The sequence below is a fragment of the Halobacillus sp. 12SKB genome, assembly GCF_052941655.1.
The window spans coordinates 1,166,195-1,184,560 of record NZ_JBRFWR010000001.1 but is presented as its reverse complement, the minus strand read 5'-3'; the positions used below and the strand labels follow the sequence as shown (position 1 = coordinate 1,184,560).

The window sequence follows — 18,366 nt, the reverse complement described above, 5'->3', positions numbered from 1 at the left end:
CATAGAATGAAGGGGGTAATGAAATGAGTTTACTAGTTGCACGAAAGATTCATAAAAGTTACGGAAACAAATTTATGAAACAACATGTCCTGGAAGGGATCGACCTTTCCATCCAGCGCGGAGAGTTCGTCACAATCATGGGGGCATCAGGATCTGGAAAAACCACACTGCTCAATGTCTTATCCTCCATCGACCGCGTCAGTCACGGGACAATTTCCATTGACGGTCAGGAGATTACGGGGCAAAAAGACAAAAAGCTTGCAGAGTTCCGCAAGCATCACCTCGGTTTTATTTTTCAAGAATATAATCTGTTAGATACATTGACCGTGAAGGAGAACATCCTCCTCCCACTATCGATTGCCAAAGTATCCAAAAATGAGGCTCAGGCGAAATTCGAATCGGTAGCGAAGGAACTAGGTATTGATGACATCCAGCATAAATATCCAAATGAGATTTCCGGCGGTCAGAAACAACGGACCTCAGCTGCACGCGCCTTTATCCATGAACCGAGTATCATTTTCGCTGATGAACCGACGGGAGCTCTCGATTCGAAATCTGCATCCGACCTTTTAGATAAACTGAGTGATATGAACAGAAAGCGCGAGGCGACGATTGCGATGGTCACCCACGACCCTGTCGCCGCCAGCTACAGCAGCCGCGTCATTTTCATCCGTGATGGTCAGATCTACACTCAGCTCAACAAAGGCGACCAAACGAGACAGACGTTTTTGAAAGACATCATGAAGACCCAGGGTGTGCTTGGCGGTGTGCAGTATGAACATTAATCAACTGATCATCCGCAACTTGAAAAAGAACCTGAAAAACTACTATCTCTATGTATTTGCACTCATTTTTAGTGTCGCATTGTATTTTTCGTTCGTCACCTTGCAGTATGACCCCTCGATGAGTCAGGAAGGATCAATAAAAGGCGAAGCGGCAGTGAGGGTCGCATCCATTTTGCTGATAGGAATCGTGGCCATCTTTTTGCTCTATGCCAACGCCTTGTTCATCAAAAGAAGAAGCAAGGAAATCGGCTTGTTCCAACTCATCGGCATGACAAAGAATCGCATTGCCCGAATCCTGGGCATCGAAAACTTGATCATTTATTTCGGGTCCCTTGCGGTTGGAATCTTTATCGGCTTTGCGATTTCCAAGTTGATCCTGATGAGCTTTTTTCGTGTTGTCGGTGTTAAAGAAATTGCTGAACTCAACTTTTCAACCCAGGCCTTTTTCCAGACGTTGATCGTGTTTGCAGGAATCTATCTCGTGATCATGGCCACCAACTATTTATTCATTCACAGGCAGTCGATCCTTTCTCTCTTTCGTGTAACCTCAAGCGCTCAAGGGAAAGTGAAGAAACTTTCGGTTTGGGAACATCTAATGGGTATCCTCGGCATCGGACTCATTGCATCCGGGTACTATTTGTCTTCCCAACTGTTTGAAGGCAGCATTACGACGATCAACGGCTTTTACCTGGCTATGCTCTATATTTTAGGATCTGTCATCGTGGGAACGTACTTTTTGTATAAAGGATCGGTCCGCTTTGTTTCCAATTTGATCCGCAAAAATAAAAACGGCTATTTGAACATCAATGAAGTCCTTTCCTTATCTTCAGTCATGTTTCGGATGAAGTCGAACGCCTTTCTGCTGACAGTCATTACAACGGTGTCGGCGCTTGCGATAAGCCTGCTTTCGCTTATGTATATTTCCTACTATTCGGCAGAAAAATTAGCCGAAACGACGGTCCCTGATGATTTTGCCATCATTGAACCCGATAAGGCAGACCGTTTTATGGACCGTTTGGAAGAGGAAGACATCGCCTATACAGAAAACCCAATCCCTGTGTACGAAGCGGAATTCAACGTCAAAAACATCCTCGATGCGAATTTGGAAGAGTTGAATTTCAACACCGAACAGACGACCTTCCCTGTCATCAGTGAAGTTCATACAGATGGAATGGAAATTGATGAGGGGGAAATGAAACTCACCGGCTATACGGATTTGATGCAGTCCTTCATCTCCCTCCATGATGAAGGAACGGCGCAAATTTTATTGGACGGAGACTGGCGCGAACTTGACTATCAAGGGCTGGAAGAAGAGTATTTGCTATCGTCCTATTATGTGGCAGGGGGGCTTCCGATCGGCGTCGTTGATGAAGCTTTATTTGAAGAGCTGAGCCAAAACTATAACCCTGAGATTCAAACAAAATCCAACCTCTATACAGGGATCAACCTCGAAGATTCAAGCAAACAAGAAGAGGCTTACAAGATATTTGCTGATTTGGGCCTGGATGAAGGAAGAGACAACGGTTCCCAGTGGCACAGCGCGATGTCTCAAAAACAAAACATGGGGCTCGTCATGTTCATCGTCGGATTCCTCGGCCTCACCTTCCTGATTACATCCGGCTGTGTGCTTTACTTTAAACAGATGGATGAGGGGGAAGACGAAAAGGGAAGCTACACGATTTTAAGAAAACTCGGCTTCACCCGCGGTGACCTCCTGCGCGGTATTCAAGGAAAGCAGTTGTTCAACTTCGGCATTCCGTTACTGATCGGACTCCTGCACAGCTACTTTGCCGTAAAGTCGGGCTGGTTCTTTTTCGGGACCGAACTATGGACGCCGATGCTAATCGTTATGGGGCTTTACACCGCTTTCTATTCGATTTTCGGAATGCTGTCTGTTCTTTATTACAAAAAAATAATTAAAGAGGCGCTCTGATGAGTGCCTCTTTTCTATTCCGACGAATGTTCTGGTATAGTAAAAAGACGAGGTGAAAACTATGGACGCAAAAACCATTTTTGAGACAGTAAAAAAACATGACCCCTCTGTTCTCGGTCACGAACAGCTCCGGAAGTTCGCTGTCCTTTTACCAATTATTAAAAAAAACAATGAGCTTCATGTCGTTTTTGAAGTGCGTTCTCATCAGCTCAGAAGACAACCGGGTGAGATTTGTTTCCCAGGTGGAAAGATTGACCCTGAGGACCCTTCCGCAAAGCAAGCCGCCATTCGGGAGACGGAAGAAGAATTAGGCGTCAAACCAGGGCAGTTCACAGAAGTTCATCCGCTCGACTACCTGATTTCTCCTTTCGGCATGATCGTCTACACGTTTGCAGGATACTTGGATGTGTCTGAAGAAGAACTCGTCCGTAACCCCGATGAGGTCCGCGAAGTGTTTACAGTGCCGCTTTCCTTCTTCATGGAAAATGGACCACGCATCCACTACGTCCACTTTGAAGCTCAGCCGGAAGCGAATTTTCCCTTTGATTTGATTCCAGGCGGGGAAGAATACAACTGGCGCACGCGTCAGCTTGAGGAATACTTTTATATTTATGGAGATAAAGTGATCTGGGGGATGACAGCAAGGATCATTTCCCATTTTATGGATATTATAAAAAATAAAAACGGATGACTCCTTTTTTTCTAAAAGATAGGCAGGCATCTAAAAAAGCTCTGCGTTCAGGCGCAGAGCTTTCCTTTATTTCAAATCCTCATAATTGTCTTTAATAAAACCGATAATCGTTCCGAGAGTCTGTCCTTTGAAATTGTCAGGTACCGATTCTCCTGTAGGATTCGCATAATATAGCGCATTTTTGTCCTCATTATATGCAAAGCCCAGGGCGGTGAGGGCTATTTCCAATCCACGAGGGTTCTCCTCCAGTCCTGTCTGCTTTTTGAAATAGTCCGTCGGGTAAATCCACACATCCACATCATCTGCTCCCGTATGGACGACGAACAAATCGCGATCATAGCTGGAAATCCACTGATCTTTTGAAAAAAGCGAGACCCCTGTTCCTTCAAGTCCGGATATGCCCGCTAAATTAATTCCAAAAATAGCATTGATCATCTTCCTCATATCATCACCGGACATTTTTCCGTCAAAGGACTTCCAGTACAACTCCATCACTTCTACTTTTGTCATCTTAGTGATGGCTTCACCAGTGACTTCTTCCCCAAGGGCCTGTCTTACCCGTTGGAGTACATCGTCAGAATAGGTGCTCGTTTGTTTCCCAACACCAAGTTCAGAAACCGCTTCAAGATCAATGCCGTACACATCGTCGACGATGTTACGAATATCTTTCGGCTTCACTTTTTTGTAGTAGCTTTTCAAATAAAGATCCATCGCTTCTACTTTACTTAAAGTATCAATCTTTTCTAAAGCATCAGAGAAAGGAAGCCATTCTTTCTCCTCTTTACATAATTGAATATACAATCGTACGGTTGCCTCTCCGGAATACTTCAAATCCTTCGTCTGATTCATCTCACTCTTCCAACTTTTTGCTTCCGCTTCGTCAGGTCCCACAGTACATGCCCCGACAATGGCAAGAGACAATACTGTGATGATGATGGTCAACGATCCCTTCTTCTTTTTCTTAAACCAATTAAACATTGTGTACCCTCCATGACTGTTTTGCTGCGGGTTCTCAATGTAGACGCTGGATTGTGACAGGAGTTCCATAAAGGCTTCGTCTACCGTTGCACATATCTATGCTTACTATAACTGTTCTTGTCGAAAAAAGGAAAGCGATAACTTATTCTTTTACAAACTCTTCAAGTTCATCAAGGTGACCGGCAACAGAAAATCCTTCCCTTTTTCCATAAGGTTTCAATACAATGGTCCCCATACCAGGAATGGGGCTGAACGTAACATCTTTCGGAAAGCTATGGGCGATGATGAACTGGTTTGCTCCATGGGGTGTCCGCTGTTCGAGAAGACCAGAAAGACGTGTTAGAATGGCAGACTTCACGTAGGGTAATAGGGGTTATAAACGTTGTACCTGAAAGGATCGATGCGAGTATTTTCAGCTCCGAAGGCAAGCACGCGGATTCTTTCGCACGGCAAAAAGGACTTGCAATCACAGGGGTTTCGACAGGAATGTTCAGCCTGCGGATCGCGTTTCCAAATCGTCCTGCCTGATATTGTCCGTTTCTTGAAAGATTCCGTTGTGTGGAACAATCTTCGAATGAGAAGCCGGGCTGGTCCGCTCCGACATTCGCTTCTCCATGACGGACATACAGCGTGTAGCCTCCTTGTTGGAACTGTTCCACTAAGAGGTTACCCATCCAGTCATCTCCTTCATAGATAGCCTATTCTAAAACGCTTCAACAGGTGTGACGGCCGATTGAAAGTTTATGGCTCCCTCACGGAGAGGGTACACTAGGCTAAAAGGAGGCGATCGAATGGATTCTTGTGTTATCGTCTGGTTCCGGAATGACTTACGCGTGCACGACCACCGCCCGCTGTTACGCGCTTCATCCCAAGGGCTTCCGGTGCTCGGTGTTTACGTATTTGATCCAGGACAATATCAAAAGCTCTCCTACGGATTTCCGAAGACGGACAAGCATCGTACTCAATTCATCCGGGAAAGTGTCGCAGATTTGCGACAGAACCTAAAGCAATTAGGTGTGCCCCTTCTCGTAAGACATGGCTCACCCGAGGAAGTATTTACTTCGATATCGGAGACCTTTACTATACAAGAGATCTTCCTCCATGAAGAAATCGGCAGTGAAGAACGCACCGTCGAGCGAAAGGTCCGTGAACGACTTCCACACACCACCTTCACCATTGATCACGGCCATAACCTGTATCCACCAGAAGACCTCCCCTTCAACATCCGCGAACTCCCAGACACCTTTTCGCAGTTTCGCAAGAGCATGGAAATAAATGGTGTACCAGGTCTTACAGAAATATCCATACCATCATCAATCAGAGGCACGGGATTGCCGTTGGATGTTCCTGAGGGGGACATTCCTACTTTGCAGGAGCTTGGTTTGAAGGAGTTGGATCGGCCGCCGCGTTATCCAGGAGGTTCTTCTAAAGCTAAAGACCGGCTGCTTCATTATATTTTCAAAGCAGACCGGCTGAAGGTGTACAAAGAGACGAGGAACGGGATGCTGAAGGAAGATGACTCCTCTAAATTCTCTCCCTACCTTGCGAACGGGTGTCTGTCCCCGAAGGTCGTCCTTGACCAGATCCGCACCTATGAAAGGAAACACGGAAAAAATGAGTCCACATACATGCTTTATTTTGAATTGTTATGGCGCGATTATTTCCATCTGGTGCATCGTAAATATGGCGATCGGATTTTTCACCCTTCAGGGATCAAAAGAGACCGTATCCCTTGGGATGACGACCAAGAACTTCTGCACCGCTGGATGGATGGGATGACGGGCTACCCTCTCGTCGACGCCGCCATGAGAGAATTGAAGCAAACAGGGTTTATGTCCAACCGTGCCAGGCAGAATGTGGCAAGCTTTTTTACCAAAAACCTTGGACTGGATTGGCGCATCGGCGCCGCCTGGTTTGAATCACAACTGGTTGATTTTGATGTCGCCAGCAACTACGGAAACTGGCTTTATATCGCAGGCGTAGGTAACGATGCTGTACCCTTTCGAGCATTCAATGTAGAAAAGCAGTCTCTCGATTATGATCCAGATGGTTCCTATTTGCGCTGCTGGCTGCCTGAATTAAGGGACCTTCCCGCCCCGTGGATCCACCAGCCTGGAGAGATGGGGATGCTCGAGCAAGAGCAGTACGGGGTTATGCTTGGAGAAGACTACCCGCTACCCGTTGTGGATTTGTATGAATCCATGAGAAAAAGGAAACAAGAATTTGAAAATGCACAAAAAAACTCCCGTTAATGTGGGAGTTTTTTATTTCCGGCGTCGTTTTCGAATAAGGAAGAAGATCAGTCCTAATACAACTATGGCTGCCACCCCTGCAATGATGATGTTTCTCACGTTTGGTACGACCATCTCCACCATCATGTTTGTTTCACCAGCTGCCCGGATGTCCCATTGCAAAACATCCCCATCCACACGGTCAGCATTATGAGACTTCGGCTTTATAGGAAGGTCAAGGGTAAACGTAAGATCCAGCTGATCCGCAACAAGTGACTGCATGCCTCCAATGACCCCCGAATTCGAAAGGTCGAGCTCTGCCTCCACTTTGTATGTCGTTGTAAAAATACCCCCTTCTGTCGTCATCTCGACTGGAACGTTGCCGATCGCAGGTGCAACACCGGCTTCTGTCATACCACTGGACACAGGCAGGATCTCCATCTCCTGCACATCCTCAAAGTTCTTTTTAGCCCGAAAACCAGTAAAGCCACTCTTTTGATAAGATTCCACTTCGTAACCTTTTGACTCAAGCTCTTCTGAAACGGAATTCATTGTATTCCCAACCTGGTTTCCGAAGCGACTTAACGTTTCATCTTCAACGCCTGCCGTAATCGTATGTTCACCGCTTCCATCTTTATTGATCTTCAGCTTCAAGTCCCCTTCCACGCACGCCGTCAAAATAGTGACCATAAAAATTACTACGAAAACTTGTCCGAATTTACTCATAGAATGGTCCCTCCTCTATCTGATTTATATGTAAGCCATCGCCCTTCCATGGATAGATCCTGGCCTTAATCCGTATAAATATACCCACCCCTTGGATGGTATCATCACTGGAATTACTGTTCCGCTTCATTTTACCATGATATGGGAAGCATCACCTGCATGTTTACGACCCTTGTGGAAAAGATAAACGCAGGAGGGATCAGCATGAACGATTTAACGATTGAAGAATTCAACCAGCGCCTGCAACAGTGGCAGGGGGAAAACATTCGTATTCAGAAACACGAGTTACGCGATGAGGATACCATCACGATGACCCTTGATCACATATCTTATGAGACTCACACGCGCCGTCTCGACGATTACACACCGATGCACGCGCTTTACTTACATGGCCAGGGACAGACAGAAACGGATGCCCAAAGCGCCCAGCCGCTGCCATCCGCCTACTATGAAATTCCCCTGGAAGATTCAACTCGATACCAATACTTGAATGACCGCTTCACACTGGAAACCGCACGAGGCACCTACACCATTGAAAAAGAATAAAGCAAAAGGACGTCTATTAGCGGAGGCGTCCTTTTTTATGTCCTTATTTACATTCTAGAACTTAAATCCAATCACGACTAAATCGACGGCATCGACGCCCGAACCATTTTCTGCTTCTGCTTTAATCCCCAGGCCCAGCCCAGGCACATTATAGGTACGGTTGAACCTTTCTCCCGGAGACACCGTAATCTGATCAAGGGTTAAAAAACTGACCTGATTGACTTTCATAAGTAACTTGAACGTGACGGCTCCTTCTGAGACCACCCGGTTTCCTCCGGCCACCCGAATCGTATAAAAAGGGCTGACATCGATGCCCGCCGGATATTCTTCCGTCAAATCGACCGTCTGTCCTTCCTCAATGACCTGTCCGCCTGGTTCCGTGACGAAAAGAAGACGATTACCTGAAGTGATTCTGTGGGACATCCTCATTCCTCCCCCATTTGCTCATAATTCATCCTATGTGAGCCACCATAGAAGCGGAAGGTCTAAGGAACATATTTCAACAAAACTTCCTGTTTTCCAAATGGAGGAAATGATCGTTGTACAACGAATGGTATAGAAGGAGACACCTACATAACCCATCTACACGACTCCAAAAACTTTTTTAAAGGAGACAGGAAATGCTTAACTATAAGAAGTGGTTCGTTGTTTTTACTGCCTTTTTTCTCACCGTACCATCCGTCAGTATGGCTGGGTCGATCAAGGATGGTGCATCGGGTAACCCCGGCGAATGGTATGTCGGGGACACTCCTTCTACAATCGCCGCTAACTCACACCCCATTCTTTTTGTACACGGATTGAACAGCTCCTCAAACACTTGGTATGAAAACAATAATATGTACACAACCGCCTATCAAAACGGCTATGAAACAGCTTTCATTGACCTCAATGCTGGCAAGAGCATGTGGGACAACGGAGCTCTTTTAGCCCAAAAAGTAAAGGAGATCTATAATTACTTCGGTGAAAAAGTTGTTGTCGTTGCCCATAGTAAAGGCGGTGTGGATACCCAATCCGCCCTCGTTCATTACGGAGCAGATCCGTATATTGAACGTGTCATTACATTGTCTTCACCACATCGCGGCTCACAACTCGCAGACCTAGCCTACAGCAGCTGGGCAGGCTGGCTTGCCGGGATCATAGGAAGTAAAAATGACGGCACCTACTCGCTCCAAACCGGCTATATGGATTATTACCGCTCCGTTACAGACAGCCATGCCAATGTGTACAATACCCCTTTTTACACATTCGGAGGGACGAAGTGGGGCAGTTTTGGAAGCGCTCTCTATTGGGGTGGTCTATATTTAAGCTCCTATGGCAGCAATGACGGCGCTGTAACTGTCCAAAATTCCCGCCTTCCTTACGCTACTGAAATAAGTGTAGGAAGATGGAATCATACGACGGTCAAAGAAGGGTCCTCCACCTTTACCCTTTTTAAAGATTATCTTAACGAAAGCATGGCTTATTCAGCTTCTATCGCAAGCTTCGAAGCAGCCGCTGCCACTGAAGAAGCAGAGACCACTGCGGGGCATTATGTAAATGGTGGGGAATATGTCGGGACACATAAGGAAAGGGTAGCAATTGAAAAAGGAGTGGATTTCGTCACCTTCGACTGGATGAGTGATCAAAAAGATACCTCCTTAACACTCACATCACCGAGTAAAAAAACGTATGCCGACTTCGATGTGACGGCTGACAATACTGAGTTTTTTAATGGAGCCTATCACCACACCATCACCCTTGAAAAACCGGAAGCTGGAAAGTGGACACTGGAAACGAAAGCTAACCAAAAAGAACGTTACCTCCTGAACACAACTTTCGAAAGTCCAGTCGATATCATGCTAAGTAGTGAAGTGGAAGGCAATCAAATGAAAGTGAAAGGAAACAAAAAGCTGAATGTCACCACCGAAATGACAATCGAGTACTATGATAAAAGCGGAAAATTGAAAGAGAAGAAGTTGAATGCCAAGAAGATTGGGAATAACTTTAACATCCCAAGCCTGGGTGAAGGGGTCTACAATATGACGATTGACGTGAAAGGCACCTACGAAGGTACCCCCGTCGAACGGACCATCATCCAATCTGTATACATCGATGACAAAGGAAAGCTCTACACCCCATAACCAAAAAAGACGGTCCCTAACAGGACCGTCTTTTTACATTTATTGGTGTACCAGGTCATACAGATAATGGAAATTAAAATACTTTCCGCAAGTCCCATTTTTTTAGGTTGAGGGAGGTTTTCTGTGATGCGGTAAATTGAATGCTCTCGTTGTTAGGAGCCGGGTAGAAACGGGCTGTGAAGACATGTGCGCCTCCATTGATAAATACTTCTACGGACGATGTATCAATGAAGATATGCAGGTCCTTCAACTCACCAACTTCGGTCTGCCGCTTCTCAACGACACCATCTACGTAACTTTCGCGTTCCAATGTGAAAATTCTTTGCTCACTTGAATACACAAGACGTGCAGCTCCGCCGATCTCAAGCGCGAACCAACCTTCAGAAACGTTGATTTCTTCAAGTTTAAGCTCTAACGCTTTCCCTTTGACACCGTCCAACTCAAGCGTCTCCTGGTCAATCTCGACTTCTCGCTCCACCACATCACCATTACGCAATTCCTCAAGTTCCGCCACCGGTGTTTGATGGACTCGTCCATCCACGAGCTTCATCTCACGCGGAAGGGTCATATTATGCAGCCACTGATGCTTTATGGTTGGGTGCTCCTGTTCATCCTGGTCCGGAACGCTCATCCAGCCGAACACAACCCGACGTCCGTGCTCATCTTCCGTCGTCTGCGGGGCATAAAAGTCAAAACCGTGATCCAGCTCATAAAAATCGCCATGCTCATAGGCTCCATTCTGAGACTCAAACGTTCCGACCACATATCCTGCCTGGTAGACGTTCTGATATTTCATCCCTTCAGGTTCCAGCCCTTGGGGTGAAAAAACAAGGACATCCCCGCCGTCCAGCTCAAACAAGTCTGGACATTCAAACATATAGCCAAACCCACCTAAGCGGCCTTCTCCCCCTCCAGCTAAGACATCAATATGAGTCCAAGCAAGTAAATCCTCACTTCGAAGCAGCGCGACGGCCCCTTTCAAGTCTTCCGTTTGTGCGCCTACCACCATAAAGTAAGAACCATCCTGCTCCCAAACTTTCGGGTCGCGGAAATGGGCCGTGTATCCTTCCGGCAGGTGAACGACCGGACCTTTTTTATCAAAATGAATGCCATCCTTGGACACAGCCAGGCATTGATACGACTCGCGATTGCCTTCCTCATCCTTCACGTTCCCTGTGTAAAAAGCATAAAGCTCACCATTATGCTCAATCGCAGATCCTGAATAACAGCCATTTTTCTCAAACCACTCAGAGGGCGTAAGAGCAATATCTTCATGTGTCCAGTTAATGAGGTTCTGAGACGAATAATGTCCCCAAAACTTTGCACCATGACCCGTCTTGAACGGCATCCATTGGTAAAACAAATGATAGGTCCCGTTCCACTGGATCCAGCCGTTTGGATCATTCAACAAACCGACGGGTGGCATAATGTGATAGTGAAGCCGATAAGGATCCGCTTCTACAATGTTCTGATACTTTTCCACTTCTTCAAATGCGGCCCGGCGCAACTCCTGATCCTTGCTCATCAATTACTCGCCTGCCTCTTCGAGGTGCTTGATTACTTCATCCCGTGTCGGAAGGGCCGTCATCGCACCTTTCGTCGATGCCGCAAGGGCTCCAGATACACTTGCAAACTTCGCCATCTTCACCGCTTCCGGAAGTGTGATGCTGGTGATATCGCCTTCGTACTCATTCAAGGAGTACAACATACCCGAAACAAACGCATCGCCTGCACCTGTCGTATCGACTGCTTTCACTTTCATGGCAGGAACATGCTGTATTCCATCAGATGTGCACACATAGTTGCCTTCTCCACCCATCGTAATCAGTGTCAAAGGAATGTCGTAACCCGAAAGCTTCTCAAGCCCGCGCTCTATATCCGCTTCGCCTGTGATGAACTCCAATTCTTCCTCCGATATTTTCAAAAGGTCGGCTTCTGACAGCATCGACTGAATCGTTTCCCTTGCCTGTTCCTCTGAATCCCAAAGCGGCAGGCGCAGGTTCGGGTCATAGGAGACAATCATTCCTTTTTCCTTCGCCAAAGAAACCGCATGGCGCGTCGCCTCTTTGACCGTCTCACCAATCATTGAAATCGAACCGAAGTGAAGCACTTTATGGGTATCGAAATCGGACACGTCGATCTCCCCTGCTTCAAGGAACTGATCGGCACTTGGGTGGATGTAAAAGTCAAAGCTTCGTTCCCCATCCTCGGCATTCGTTACAAAAACAACGCCTGTCCTCACCTCCGGCGTCAGGAACATGCTGTGCGTCTGCACCCCGTAATCGGTGAGCGTTTTTTTCATAAAACGGCCGAGAACATCATCGCCAACTTTTCCTAAAAACGTAGACGTCGCCCCAAGTCTCGCAACACCGACAGAAACGTTTGCCGGCGCACCTCCTGGGCTCTTTTGATAGTTCGTGTTGTCCTGATCCAAAGGGATAAAATCAATCAACGCTTCCCCTAGCGAAATGACACCTTTTTTCATCGTTCATCCTCCTCCAAAAGTCGTTCTTAGCTTTATTATCTTCCATTCTTCTATACAAAACAAATCCCTACCAGCCGGAAGACTAGTAAGGATTCGTCACTATTATTTCGTATCTTCATTCCATCCGAGTAGAAGCGTCGCAACGATGGAACCACCAATCGCGATCAGACACCCGATTCCGTAGTTAATCGGATCCTGGGCAATTGCGAACATCGGTAAACCAGTCAGACCGATTCCGTTCGCCATCACTTTTGTGAACACGACATACGCGCCACCCAGCGCACCACCAATCGCCGCTCCGATAAACGGACGACGGTACTTCAAGTTAACACCGAAAATCGCAGGTTCTGTAATTCCTAAGAAAGCAGAAATTCCTGCTGGAAGAGCAATTTCCTTCGTTTTCTTACTTTTCGTCTTGAAGAAGACTGCAATCGTCGCTCCACCTTGGGCAACGTTCGCCATCGCCCAAATCGGAAGCAAGTAGTTACCACCGACGTTCAGCAGTTCCGCTTCAATGGCATGGAAACTGTGATGCACACCTGTCAATACAATGGTTGAGTACAAGCCACCGAAAATCAGTCCGGCAATCGGACCAGCCGTGTCATACACCACGCCGAGCACGGAAGTCAGGCCATTACCAAGCGTACGACCAAGTGGACCTACGACAAGCAAAGCAACAAAACCTGTGAAAATAACCGTCAAGAACGGTGTAAGCAATAGATCAATGGCATTCGGAACAACCTTACGGAAGGCTTGTTCCATTTTCGCCATCACATAAACCGTCAATAGAACAGGGATAACCGTTCCCTGATATCCAAGCATTTCAACACCAAAGCCTAGAAAGTCGAGTGTTTCCGGCTGAGCATCAGAAAGTCCCCACGGATTCAAAAGGTTCGGGTGGGTCATAATTCCACCGATAACGGCACCTAAATACGTGTTCCCTCCAAATTCCTTCGCAGCACTAAAACCGATTAAGATCGGCAGAATGATGAAGGAGGCAGAGGAGAACATATCAAGCATGACGAAAATGCCGCTCTCTGGATCGACCCAGTTGTATGTGTTCATCAGGCCGAGCAGACCCATCAGCATACCCGCAGCAACGATCGCCGGGATAATTGGAACGAAAATGTTCGATAGCGTCCGGGCAAAACGCGCCAATGGGTTCATTTTACTTTTTGCCGCATCTTTGTGGGAAACGGACTTGTCATTTTCCTCTTCTTCAACCGAAGCTCCTACCATCGGACCAAAGTGGGTGAACACTTTGTTGACCGTTCCTGTTCCGAAAATGATTTGGAACTGACCAGAGCTTGAAAACGCTCCTTTGACCCCATCGAGTTCCTCAATGGCTGCTTTATCAATTTGACTCTCATCATCAATGACGAGCCGTAAACGAGTGGCACAGTGAGTGGCACTGACAACATTATCTTTGCCGCCGAGCAAAGGGACCAATTGTTCAGCTACTTCTTTATGATTCATGATATTTCCTCCTTGTTATTTTTGGAAAATAAAAAAGACCTAAAACGCGCACAGTGTGGGTAGGTCATTCGCATACACGAGTCACCTAGCCAACTCTACACATTTTAGGTCTTGCCTGCTTTACCAGTAACAATCCTGCACTATTCAACTTTGAACAATTTCATTCTAACCAATGAAAACGCTATCGTCAATCCCTTTATAAAATTAATTTACATTTAAGAGACGCTGGATATGCAAAGCGATGTAGGCGATTTCAGAATCTGGAAAATCAATCCCGTATTCTTCCTTCAAATAGCGGGACACCTTCTCTGACGTTTCATAAGCATCCTTGTACTTCGTTTGAATCAGCTCAAGCATATCTTCATCGATCGGTTCGAAATTGCTCCCCTCTTCTACACGATTCAGCGCAAAACGCAGATGGGTAATCAATCGTTGGTAGTTGATGCTTGTCTCTTCAATAGTAATCCCGACGATCGTTTCAACCTGCTCAACAAAGTCACGCAAAATGGTCGCCGTCTGCAGCGATTCACTCATAGACGGCGTGTCCATTTTTGCCGTATGAACGTGAAGGGCGATATGGGCGACTTCATCCATCGGAACCTCGACACCAAGCTCACATTTGATCTCTTCTTTCGCCCACATTCCCACTTCGAATTCCTTCTTATATAGGAACTTAATTTCATTCGTCAACTTGTTTTGGATCGGAAAACCTTGCTCCAAACGTTCTAAAGCAAACGATAAGTGGTCGGTAAGCGCGATATGGATATGGTCGTTCAACGGGGCTTCCAAGTATCCTTCGGCATGACTGATGATTCGCTCGGCCACTTCAATATGCTTTTCTGGTAAAGTGGATAATAACTGTTGGAATTTTTCTGAGGACTGGTCTCGTAAGAGGAAGATCTTCTCGATTTTATGTTTCGGCACGATATCGTTCCGTTTCTTCTGAAAGGCAATACCCTTCCCCATGACGATTTTCTCTTGGGGACCATCGTACACAACGACAGCATTGTTATTCAGGATTTTGAAAATGCGCATAGTAAGCTCCTCCGCTCGAATGGTTACTCCTTCAATATTACCACGAAGAGAGTCTTCTATGACAATGGAATGGGCGATTGGCTAAAACAGAGGCAATGAAGAGGGGGATGAAGGGGTCATCTTATCTAAAATCATACGTTCCATCTGCAAAGCAATGGATAGAACATGGACAAATCCCTCAAGCACGGGCGATGCTTCCAGATGCTTTTTATAATGGGATAAAAGCGGTCGGATCATTTCTTTACTCACTTCCGGGACAATACAATAGAAAGCGGTGACCGGAAAATAGAGAGCATCCCCCATTGGAATGAGCGTACCTACAGCGATACTGCCTTTTTCAGGCACCTTCATCTTTCTATCAATCAGGACCACCTCCACCGTTTCATCTGTCAACATATCAACAGCTACAAAAGCGTTGGCTCCGAACTTGTCTCCGATATAGTAAACTTTAGGGGTGGCTTTCTCCCATTCTTCAAGCCATGATTTCATCAAAGGGGTTTGCTTTAAACCTTGCTTACGTTCAACACAGAAAGCTTCCACAAAGCTTACGTTCTCATTTTCAGAAACATCATATAGGACCCGCCACCAAAATAGGTTCAACTCGAGCACGAGGCGTTTGTCTTCCGGGGGAGCGTGATCCTCCACGAATTCCATCAATAACGGCCGGTACACTTCTCCCGCTCTTTCCACAATAAATGAAACAAATTCATTGTATAGATCAGGCAGGAACGCGTCCACGACTTCTTCTGATAACGGTTGGGCATGACGAAAAGGAGCCGTCTGTTTGGAAGGCTGCGCAAAAGCCACTACATTTTTCTTATCACCGTTCATTCTCATCCTCCTCTTTATTTAACTGCTTATATACTATTCGACATCATCCGCCAATCCCCTGTACTTCCCTTCCACCCTTTACAAAACCCGAACAAAAAGAAAAAGGAAGTTCACATGAAATTATTTCCTCAATATGATTCTATATTAAATGAAAATCGGGAAGGCTAATTACTAAACCCTTTCTCTATTTCTTGTTACACTAGAAAACGTGAGAAATTTTGTATAATCATTCTCATTCAGCTAGCTGAGAATTAAATTTCGACAGATTTTTGTCTTTGTTGACAAATACTCGATTTTATATAATAATAGCTACTGAATTAGAATAATTATAAAAAGCTGCAACATCCCAGCAGCTAATCAAACATACTTTACAGGAGGAATTCTACTATGGCTCTAATCGGTAAAGAAGTACAACCATTCCAGGCGAAAGCATTCAAAAACGGTGATTTCGTTGACGTATCAGAACAAAACTTCAAAGGACAATGGAGCGTTGTTTGCTTCTACCCAGCAGACTTCTCTTTCGTTTGCCCAACAGAACTTGAAGATCTACAAAACAACTACGACGCACTGAAAGAACTAGGTGCAGAAGTTTACTCTGTTTCTACAGATACTCACTTCGTACACAAAGGCTGGCACGATGCTTCCGAAAAAATCAACAAAATCACTTACTCCATGATCGGTGACCCATCTCAGCAGATTTCCCGTCAATTCGACGTACTGAACGAAGAAGATGGACTTGCTGAGCGCGGTACATTCATCATCGATCCAGATGGCGTTATCCAAACAGTAGAAATCAACGCGGGCGGAATCGGCCGTGATGCAAGCAGCCTTATCGGTAAAATCAAAGCTGCTCAATACGTACGTAACAACCCTGGTGAAGTTTGCCCAGCAAAATGGGAAGAAGGCGAAGATACACTAACACCAAGCCTTGACCTAGTCGGCAAAATTTAAGGAGTGGAAAATAAATGGTTCTCGATGCACAAATAAAAGCACAATTAGAAGAGTATCTAAAGCTTTTAGAAGGTGACATCGAACTGAAAGTCAGCGCGGGAGACGATAAAGTCTCCCGTGACTTGCTGGCTCTCACGGATGAGCTTGCATCCATGTCACCGAAAATCACAGCACAAAACACAGAATTGAAACGCACACCAAGTTTCAGCGTAAACCGTCCGCAAGAAGAAACAGGCGTCACGTTTGCCGGTGTTCCGCTTGGTCATGAATTCACGTCCTTGGTTCTTGCATTGCTGCAAGTGAGCGGTAGAGCTCCGAAAATCGATGATACGATGATCGACCAAATCAAAAACATCTCCGGTGAGTTTCATTTCGAAACGTTTGTCAGCTTAAGCTGCCACAACTGCCCGGATGTTGTTCAGGCCCTGAATATCATGAGCGTGCTGAACCCGAACATTACACACACGATGATCGATGGCGCGGCGTTTAAAGAAGAAGCTGAAGAGAAAAACATCATGGCTGTTCCTTCTGTACACCTTAACGGAGAATTCTTCAGTGGGGGACGCACGACACTTGAAGAAATCGTTGCGAAAATCAGTGAAGGTCCATCTCCAGAGGAATTCACGAACCGTGATCCATACGAGGTTCTTGTCATCGGTGGTGGCCCTGCAGGCGCAAGTGCAGCGATCTACTCTGCACGAAAAGGCATCCGTACCGGGATCGTTGCTGAACGATTCGGCGGACAAGTCCTTGATACGATGACGATTGAAAACTTCATCAGTGTGAAAAGCACAGAAGGACCGAAGTTCGCAGCAAGCTTAGAAGAACACGTCAAAGATTATGAGATCGATATCATGAATCTTCAACGTGCGAAAAGTCTGCAGAAGAATGACGACAACCTATTTGAACTTGAACTTGAAAACGGCGGCGTGTTGAAAAGTAAAACCGTCATTATCTCCACAGGTGCACGCTGGCGTCAACTCGGCGTACCCGGCGAGGACGAGTACAAGAACAAAGGGGTCGCCTACTGCCCACACTGTGACGGACCATTGTTTGAAGGCAAAGACGTTGCTGTTATTGGCGGCGGTAACTCTGGTGTCGAAGCAGCGATCGACCTTGCCGGTATCGTTCAGAACGTAACCGTGCTTGAATTCGCAGACACACTGAAAGCAGACGAAGTCCTGCAAGAACGCTTGAACAGTCTTCCGAATGCTGAAGTGAAGACTAATGCTCAAACCAAAGAAATTACCGGTGATGACAATGTGAACGGAATCACATATATCGACCGTGAATCCGGTGAAGAGCAGCACATCGACCTAGAAGGGGTCTTCGTCCAAATTGGACTTGTCCCGAACACCGAATGGATGGACGAATCTGTTGAAAAGAACCGGATCGGTGAAATCATCACCAACAAAAACGGGGCTACAAACGTGCCAGGGTTGTTTGCTGCTGGTGACGTAACAGACAGCCCGTACAATCAGATCATCATCTCTATGGGTGATGGTGCGAACGCGGCGCTTGGAGCGTTTGATTACTTGATTCGTAACTAATACAAATAGACGAGGTATAGGGACCAAC

At 46.2% G+C, this 18,366-nt stretch carries 17 protein-coding genes; 8 read left to right on the top strand and 9 right to left on the bottom strand.

Going from position 1 to position 18,366, the window contains the following annotated elements:
- The first annotated feature begins 23 nt into the window (after positions 1-23).
- The 3 genes from ACQ4XT_RS05945 to ACQ4XT_RS05935 all read left to right on the top strand — a co-directional run bounded on the left by ACQ4XT_RS05945 (position 24) and on the right by ACQ4XT_RS05935 (position 3,409).
- Positions 24-785, top strand: coding sequence for an ABC transporter ATP-binding protein (locus ACQ4XT_RS05945; protein WP_446852857.1), 762 nt, complete (start codon positions 24-26; stop codon positions 783-785).
- A complete protein-coding gene (locus tag ACQ4XT_RS05940; protein WP_446852856.1) occupies positions 775-2,718 on the top strand; it encodes an ABC transporter permease in 1,944 nt (647 codons plus the stop codon). The genes ACQ4XT_RS05945 and ACQ4XT_RS05940 overlap by 11 nt, the downstream gene beginning before the upstream one ends.
- Before the next feature lie 61 nt (positions 2,719-2,779).
- The gene (locus tag ACQ4XT_RS05935; RefSeq protein WP_446855598.1) at positions 2,780-3,409 is read left to right on the top strand and encodes an NUDIX hydrolase; all 630 of its coding nucleotides are present in this window, start codon (positions 2,780-2,782) and stop codon (positions 3,407-3,409) included.
- 66 nt (positions 3,410-3,475) lie between these two features.
- Here ACQ4XT_RS05935 and ACQ4XT_RS05930 read toward each other — a convergent pair whose 3' ends face one another.
- Together ACQ4XT_RS05930 and ACQ4XT_RS05925 are read right to left on the bottom strand one after the other, a co-directional pair.
- On the bottom strand, positions 3,476-4,387 hold the full coding sequence (locus tag ACQ4XT_RS05930) for a hypothetical protein (protein ID WP_446852855.1): 912 nt from the start codon (positions 4,385-4,387) through the stop codon (positions 3,476-3,478).
- Positions 4,388-4,659: 272 nt separating this feature from the next.
- Positions 4,660-5,061: a histidine phosphatase family protein gene (locus ACQ4XT_RS05925; protein WP_446852854.1), complete on the bottom strand. Its 402-nt coding sequence runs from the start codon at positions 5,059-5,061 to the stop codon at positions 4,660-4,662.
- A 117-nt stretch (positions 5,062-5,178) separates the two neighbouring features.
- Here ACQ4XT_RS05925 and ACQ4XT_RS05920 point away from each other — a divergent pair, with 117 nt between their 5' ends.
- The gene (locus tag ACQ4XT_RS05920) at positions 5,179-6,639 is read left to right on the top strand and encodes a DASH family cryptochrome (RefSeq protein ID WP_446852853.1); all 1,461 of its coding nucleotides are present in this window, start codon (positions 5,179-5,181) and stop codon (positions 6,637-6,639) included.
- Positions 6,640-6,651: 12 nt separating this feature from the next.
- On the opposite strand, the gene ACQ4XT_RS05915 is transcribed toward ACQ4XT_RS05920, so the two are convergent.
- Positions 6,652-7,344 (bottom strand): EGFR-like transmembrane domain-containing protein, encoded by a 693-nt coding sequence (locus ACQ4XT_RS05915; RefSeq protein WP_446852852.1) that lies wholly within the window; start codon positions 7,342-7,344, stop codon positions 6,652-6,654.
- Between the two features lie 204 nt (positions 7,345-7,548).
- On the opposite strand from ACQ4XT_RS05915, the gene ymzB reads away from it, so the two are divergent.
- A complete protein-coding gene (ymzB, locus tag ACQ4XT_RS05910; RefSeq protein WP_226593346.1) occupies positions 7,549-7,890 on the top strand; it encodes a protein YmzB in 342 nt (113 codons plus the stop codon).
- A 54-nt stretch (positions 7,891-7,944) separates the two neighbouring features.
- Here ymzB and ACQ4XT_RS05905 read toward each other — a convergent pair whose 3' ends face one another.
- Positions 7,945-8,313, bottom strand: coding sequence for a hypothetical protein (locus ACQ4XT_RS05905; RefSeq protein ID WP_446852851.1), 369 nt, complete (start codon positions 8,311-8,313; stop codon positions 7,945-7,947).
- A gap of 197 nt (positions 8,314-8,510) precedes the next feature.
- On the opposite strand from ACQ4XT_RS05905, the gene ACQ4XT_RS05900 reads away from it, so the two are divergent.
- Positions 8,511-10,010: an esterase/lipase family protein gene (locus tag ACQ4XT_RS05900; RefSeq protein ID WP_446852850.1), complete on the top strand. Its 1,500-nt coding sequence runs from the start codon at positions 8,511-8,513 to the stop codon at positions 10,008-10,010.
- 73 nt (positions 10,011-10,083) lie between these two features.
- On the opposite strand, the gene ACQ4XT_RS05895 is transcribed toward ACQ4XT_RS05900, so the two are convergent.
- The 5 genes from ACQ4XT_RS05895 to ACQ4XT_RS05875 form a co-directional block, all read right to left on the bottom strand.
- Entirely contained in the window at positions 10,084-11,535 is a 1,452-nt protein-coding gene (locus ACQ4XT_RS05895; RefSeq protein WP_446852849.1) for a glycoside hydrolase family 32 protein, read from the bottom strand.
- A gap of 3 nt (positions 11,536-11,538) precedes the next feature.
- On the bottom strand, positions 11,539-12,495 hold the full coding sequence (locus ACQ4XT_RS05890; RefSeq protein WP_446852848.1) for a carbohydrate kinase family protein: 957 nt from the start codon (positions 12,493-12,495) through the stop codon (positions 11,539-11,541).
- A gap of 102 nt (positions 12,496-12,597) precedes the next feature.
- Positions 12,598-13,971, bottom strand: coding sequence for a sucrose-specific PTS transporter subunit IIBC (locus ACQ4XT_RS05885; RefSeq protein ID WP_446852847.1), 1,374 nt, complete (start codon positions 13,969-13,971; stop codon positions 12,598-12,600).
- A gap of 204 nt (positions 13,972-14,175) precedes the next feature.
- Positions 14,176-15,006 (bottom strand): PRD domain-containing protein, encoded by an 831-nt coding sequence (locus ACQ4XT_RS05880; protein ID WP_446852846.1) that lies wholly within the window; start codon positions 15,004-15,006, stop codon positions 14,176-14,178.
- Positions 15,007-15,087: 81 nt separating this feature from the next.
- Entirely contained in the window at positions 15,088-15,837 is a 750-nt protein-coding gene (locus tag ACQ4XT_RS05875) for a hypothetical protein (protein ID WP_446852845.1), read from the bottom strand.
- Positions 15,838-16,224: 387 nt separating this feature from the next.
- Here ACQ4XT_RS05875 and ahpC point away from each other — a divergent pair, with 387 nt between their 5' ends.
- Positions 16,225-16,788, top strand: a complete 564-nt coding sequence (gene ahpC / locus ACQ4XT_RS05870; RefSeq protein ID WP_160916611.1) for an alkyl hydroperoxide reductase subunit C — start codon at positions 16,225-16,227, stop codon at positions 16,786-16,788.
- A 14-nt stretch (positions 16,789-16,802) separates the two neighbouring features.
- A complete protein-coding gene (gene ahpF / locus ACQ4XT_RS05865; protein WP_446852844.1) occupies positions 16,803-18,338 on the top strand; it encodes an alkyl hydroperoxide reductase subunit F in 1,536 nt (511 codons plus the stop codon).
- Positions 18,339-18,366 lie beyond the last annotated feature (28 nt).

Coding starts and splice junctions, on each gene's coding strand:
- ACQ4XT_RS05945 (WP_446852857.1), top strand. CDS start 24: ATGAGTTTACTAGTTGCACGAAAGATTCATAAAAGTTACGGAAACAAA.
- ACQ4XT_RS05940 (WP_446852856.1), top strand. CDS start 775: ATGAACATTAATCAACTGATCATCCGCAACTTGAAAAAGAACCTGAAA.
- ACQ4XT_RS05935 (WP_446855598.1), top strand. CDS start 2,780: ATGGACGCAAAAACCATTTTTGAGACAGTAAAAAAACATGACCCCTCT.
- ACQ4XT_RS05930 (WP_446852855.1), bottom strand. CDS start 4,387: ATGTTTAATTGGTTTAAGAAAAAGAAGAAGGGATCGTTGACCATCATC.
- ACQ4XT_RS05925 (WP_446852854.1), bottom strand. CDS start 5,061: ATGGGTAACCTCTTAGTGGAACAGTTCCAACAAGGAGGCTACACGCTG.
- ACQ4XT_RS05920 (WP_446852853.1), top strand. CDS start 5,179: ATGGATTCTTGTGTTATCGTCTGGTTCCGGAATGACTTACGCGTGCAC.
- ACQ4XT_RS05915 (WP_446852852.1), bottom strand. CDS start 7,344: ATGAGTAAATTCGGACAAGTTTTCGTAGTAATTTTTATGGTCACTATT.
- ymzB (WP_226593346.1), top strand. CDS start 7,549: ATGAACGATTTAACGATTGAAGAATTCAACCAGCGCCTGCAACAGTGG.
- ACQ4XT_RS05905 (WP_446852851.1), bottom strand. CDS start 8,313: ATGTCCCACAGAATCACTTCAGGTAATCGTCTTCTTTTCGTCACGGAA.
- ACQ4XT_RS05900 (WP_446852850.1), top strand. CDS start 8,511: ATGCTTAACTATAAGAAGTGGTTCGTTGTTTTTACTGCCTTTTTTCTC.
- ACQ4XT_RS05895 (WP_446852849.1), bottom strand. CDS start 11,535: ATGAGCAAGGATCAGGAGTTGCGCCGGGCCGCATTTGAAGAAGTGGAA.
- ACQ4XT_RS05890 (WP_446852848.1), bottom strand. CDS start 12,495: ATGAAAAAAGGTGTCATTTCGCTAGGGGAAGCGTTGATTGATTTTATC.
- ACQ4XT_RS05885 (WP_446852847.1), bottom strand. CDS start 13,971: ATGAATCATAAAGAAGTAGCTGAACAATTGGTCCCTTTGCTCGGCGGC.
- ACQ4XT_RS05880 (WP_446852846.1), bottom strand. CDS start 15,006: ATGCGCATTTTCAAAATCCTGAATAACAATGCTGTCGTTGTGTACGAT.
- ACQ4XT_RS05875 (WP_446852845.1), bottom strand. CDS start 15,837: ATGAACGGTGATAAGAAAAATGTAGTGGCTTTTGCGCAGCCTTCCAAA.
- ahpC (WP_160916611.1), top strand. CDS start 16,225: ATGGCTCTAATCGGTAAAGAAGTACAACCATTCCAGGCGAAAGCATTC.
- ahpF (WP_446852844.1), top strand. CDS start 16,803: ATGGTTCTCGATGCACAAATAAAAGCACAATTAGAAGAGTATCTAAAG.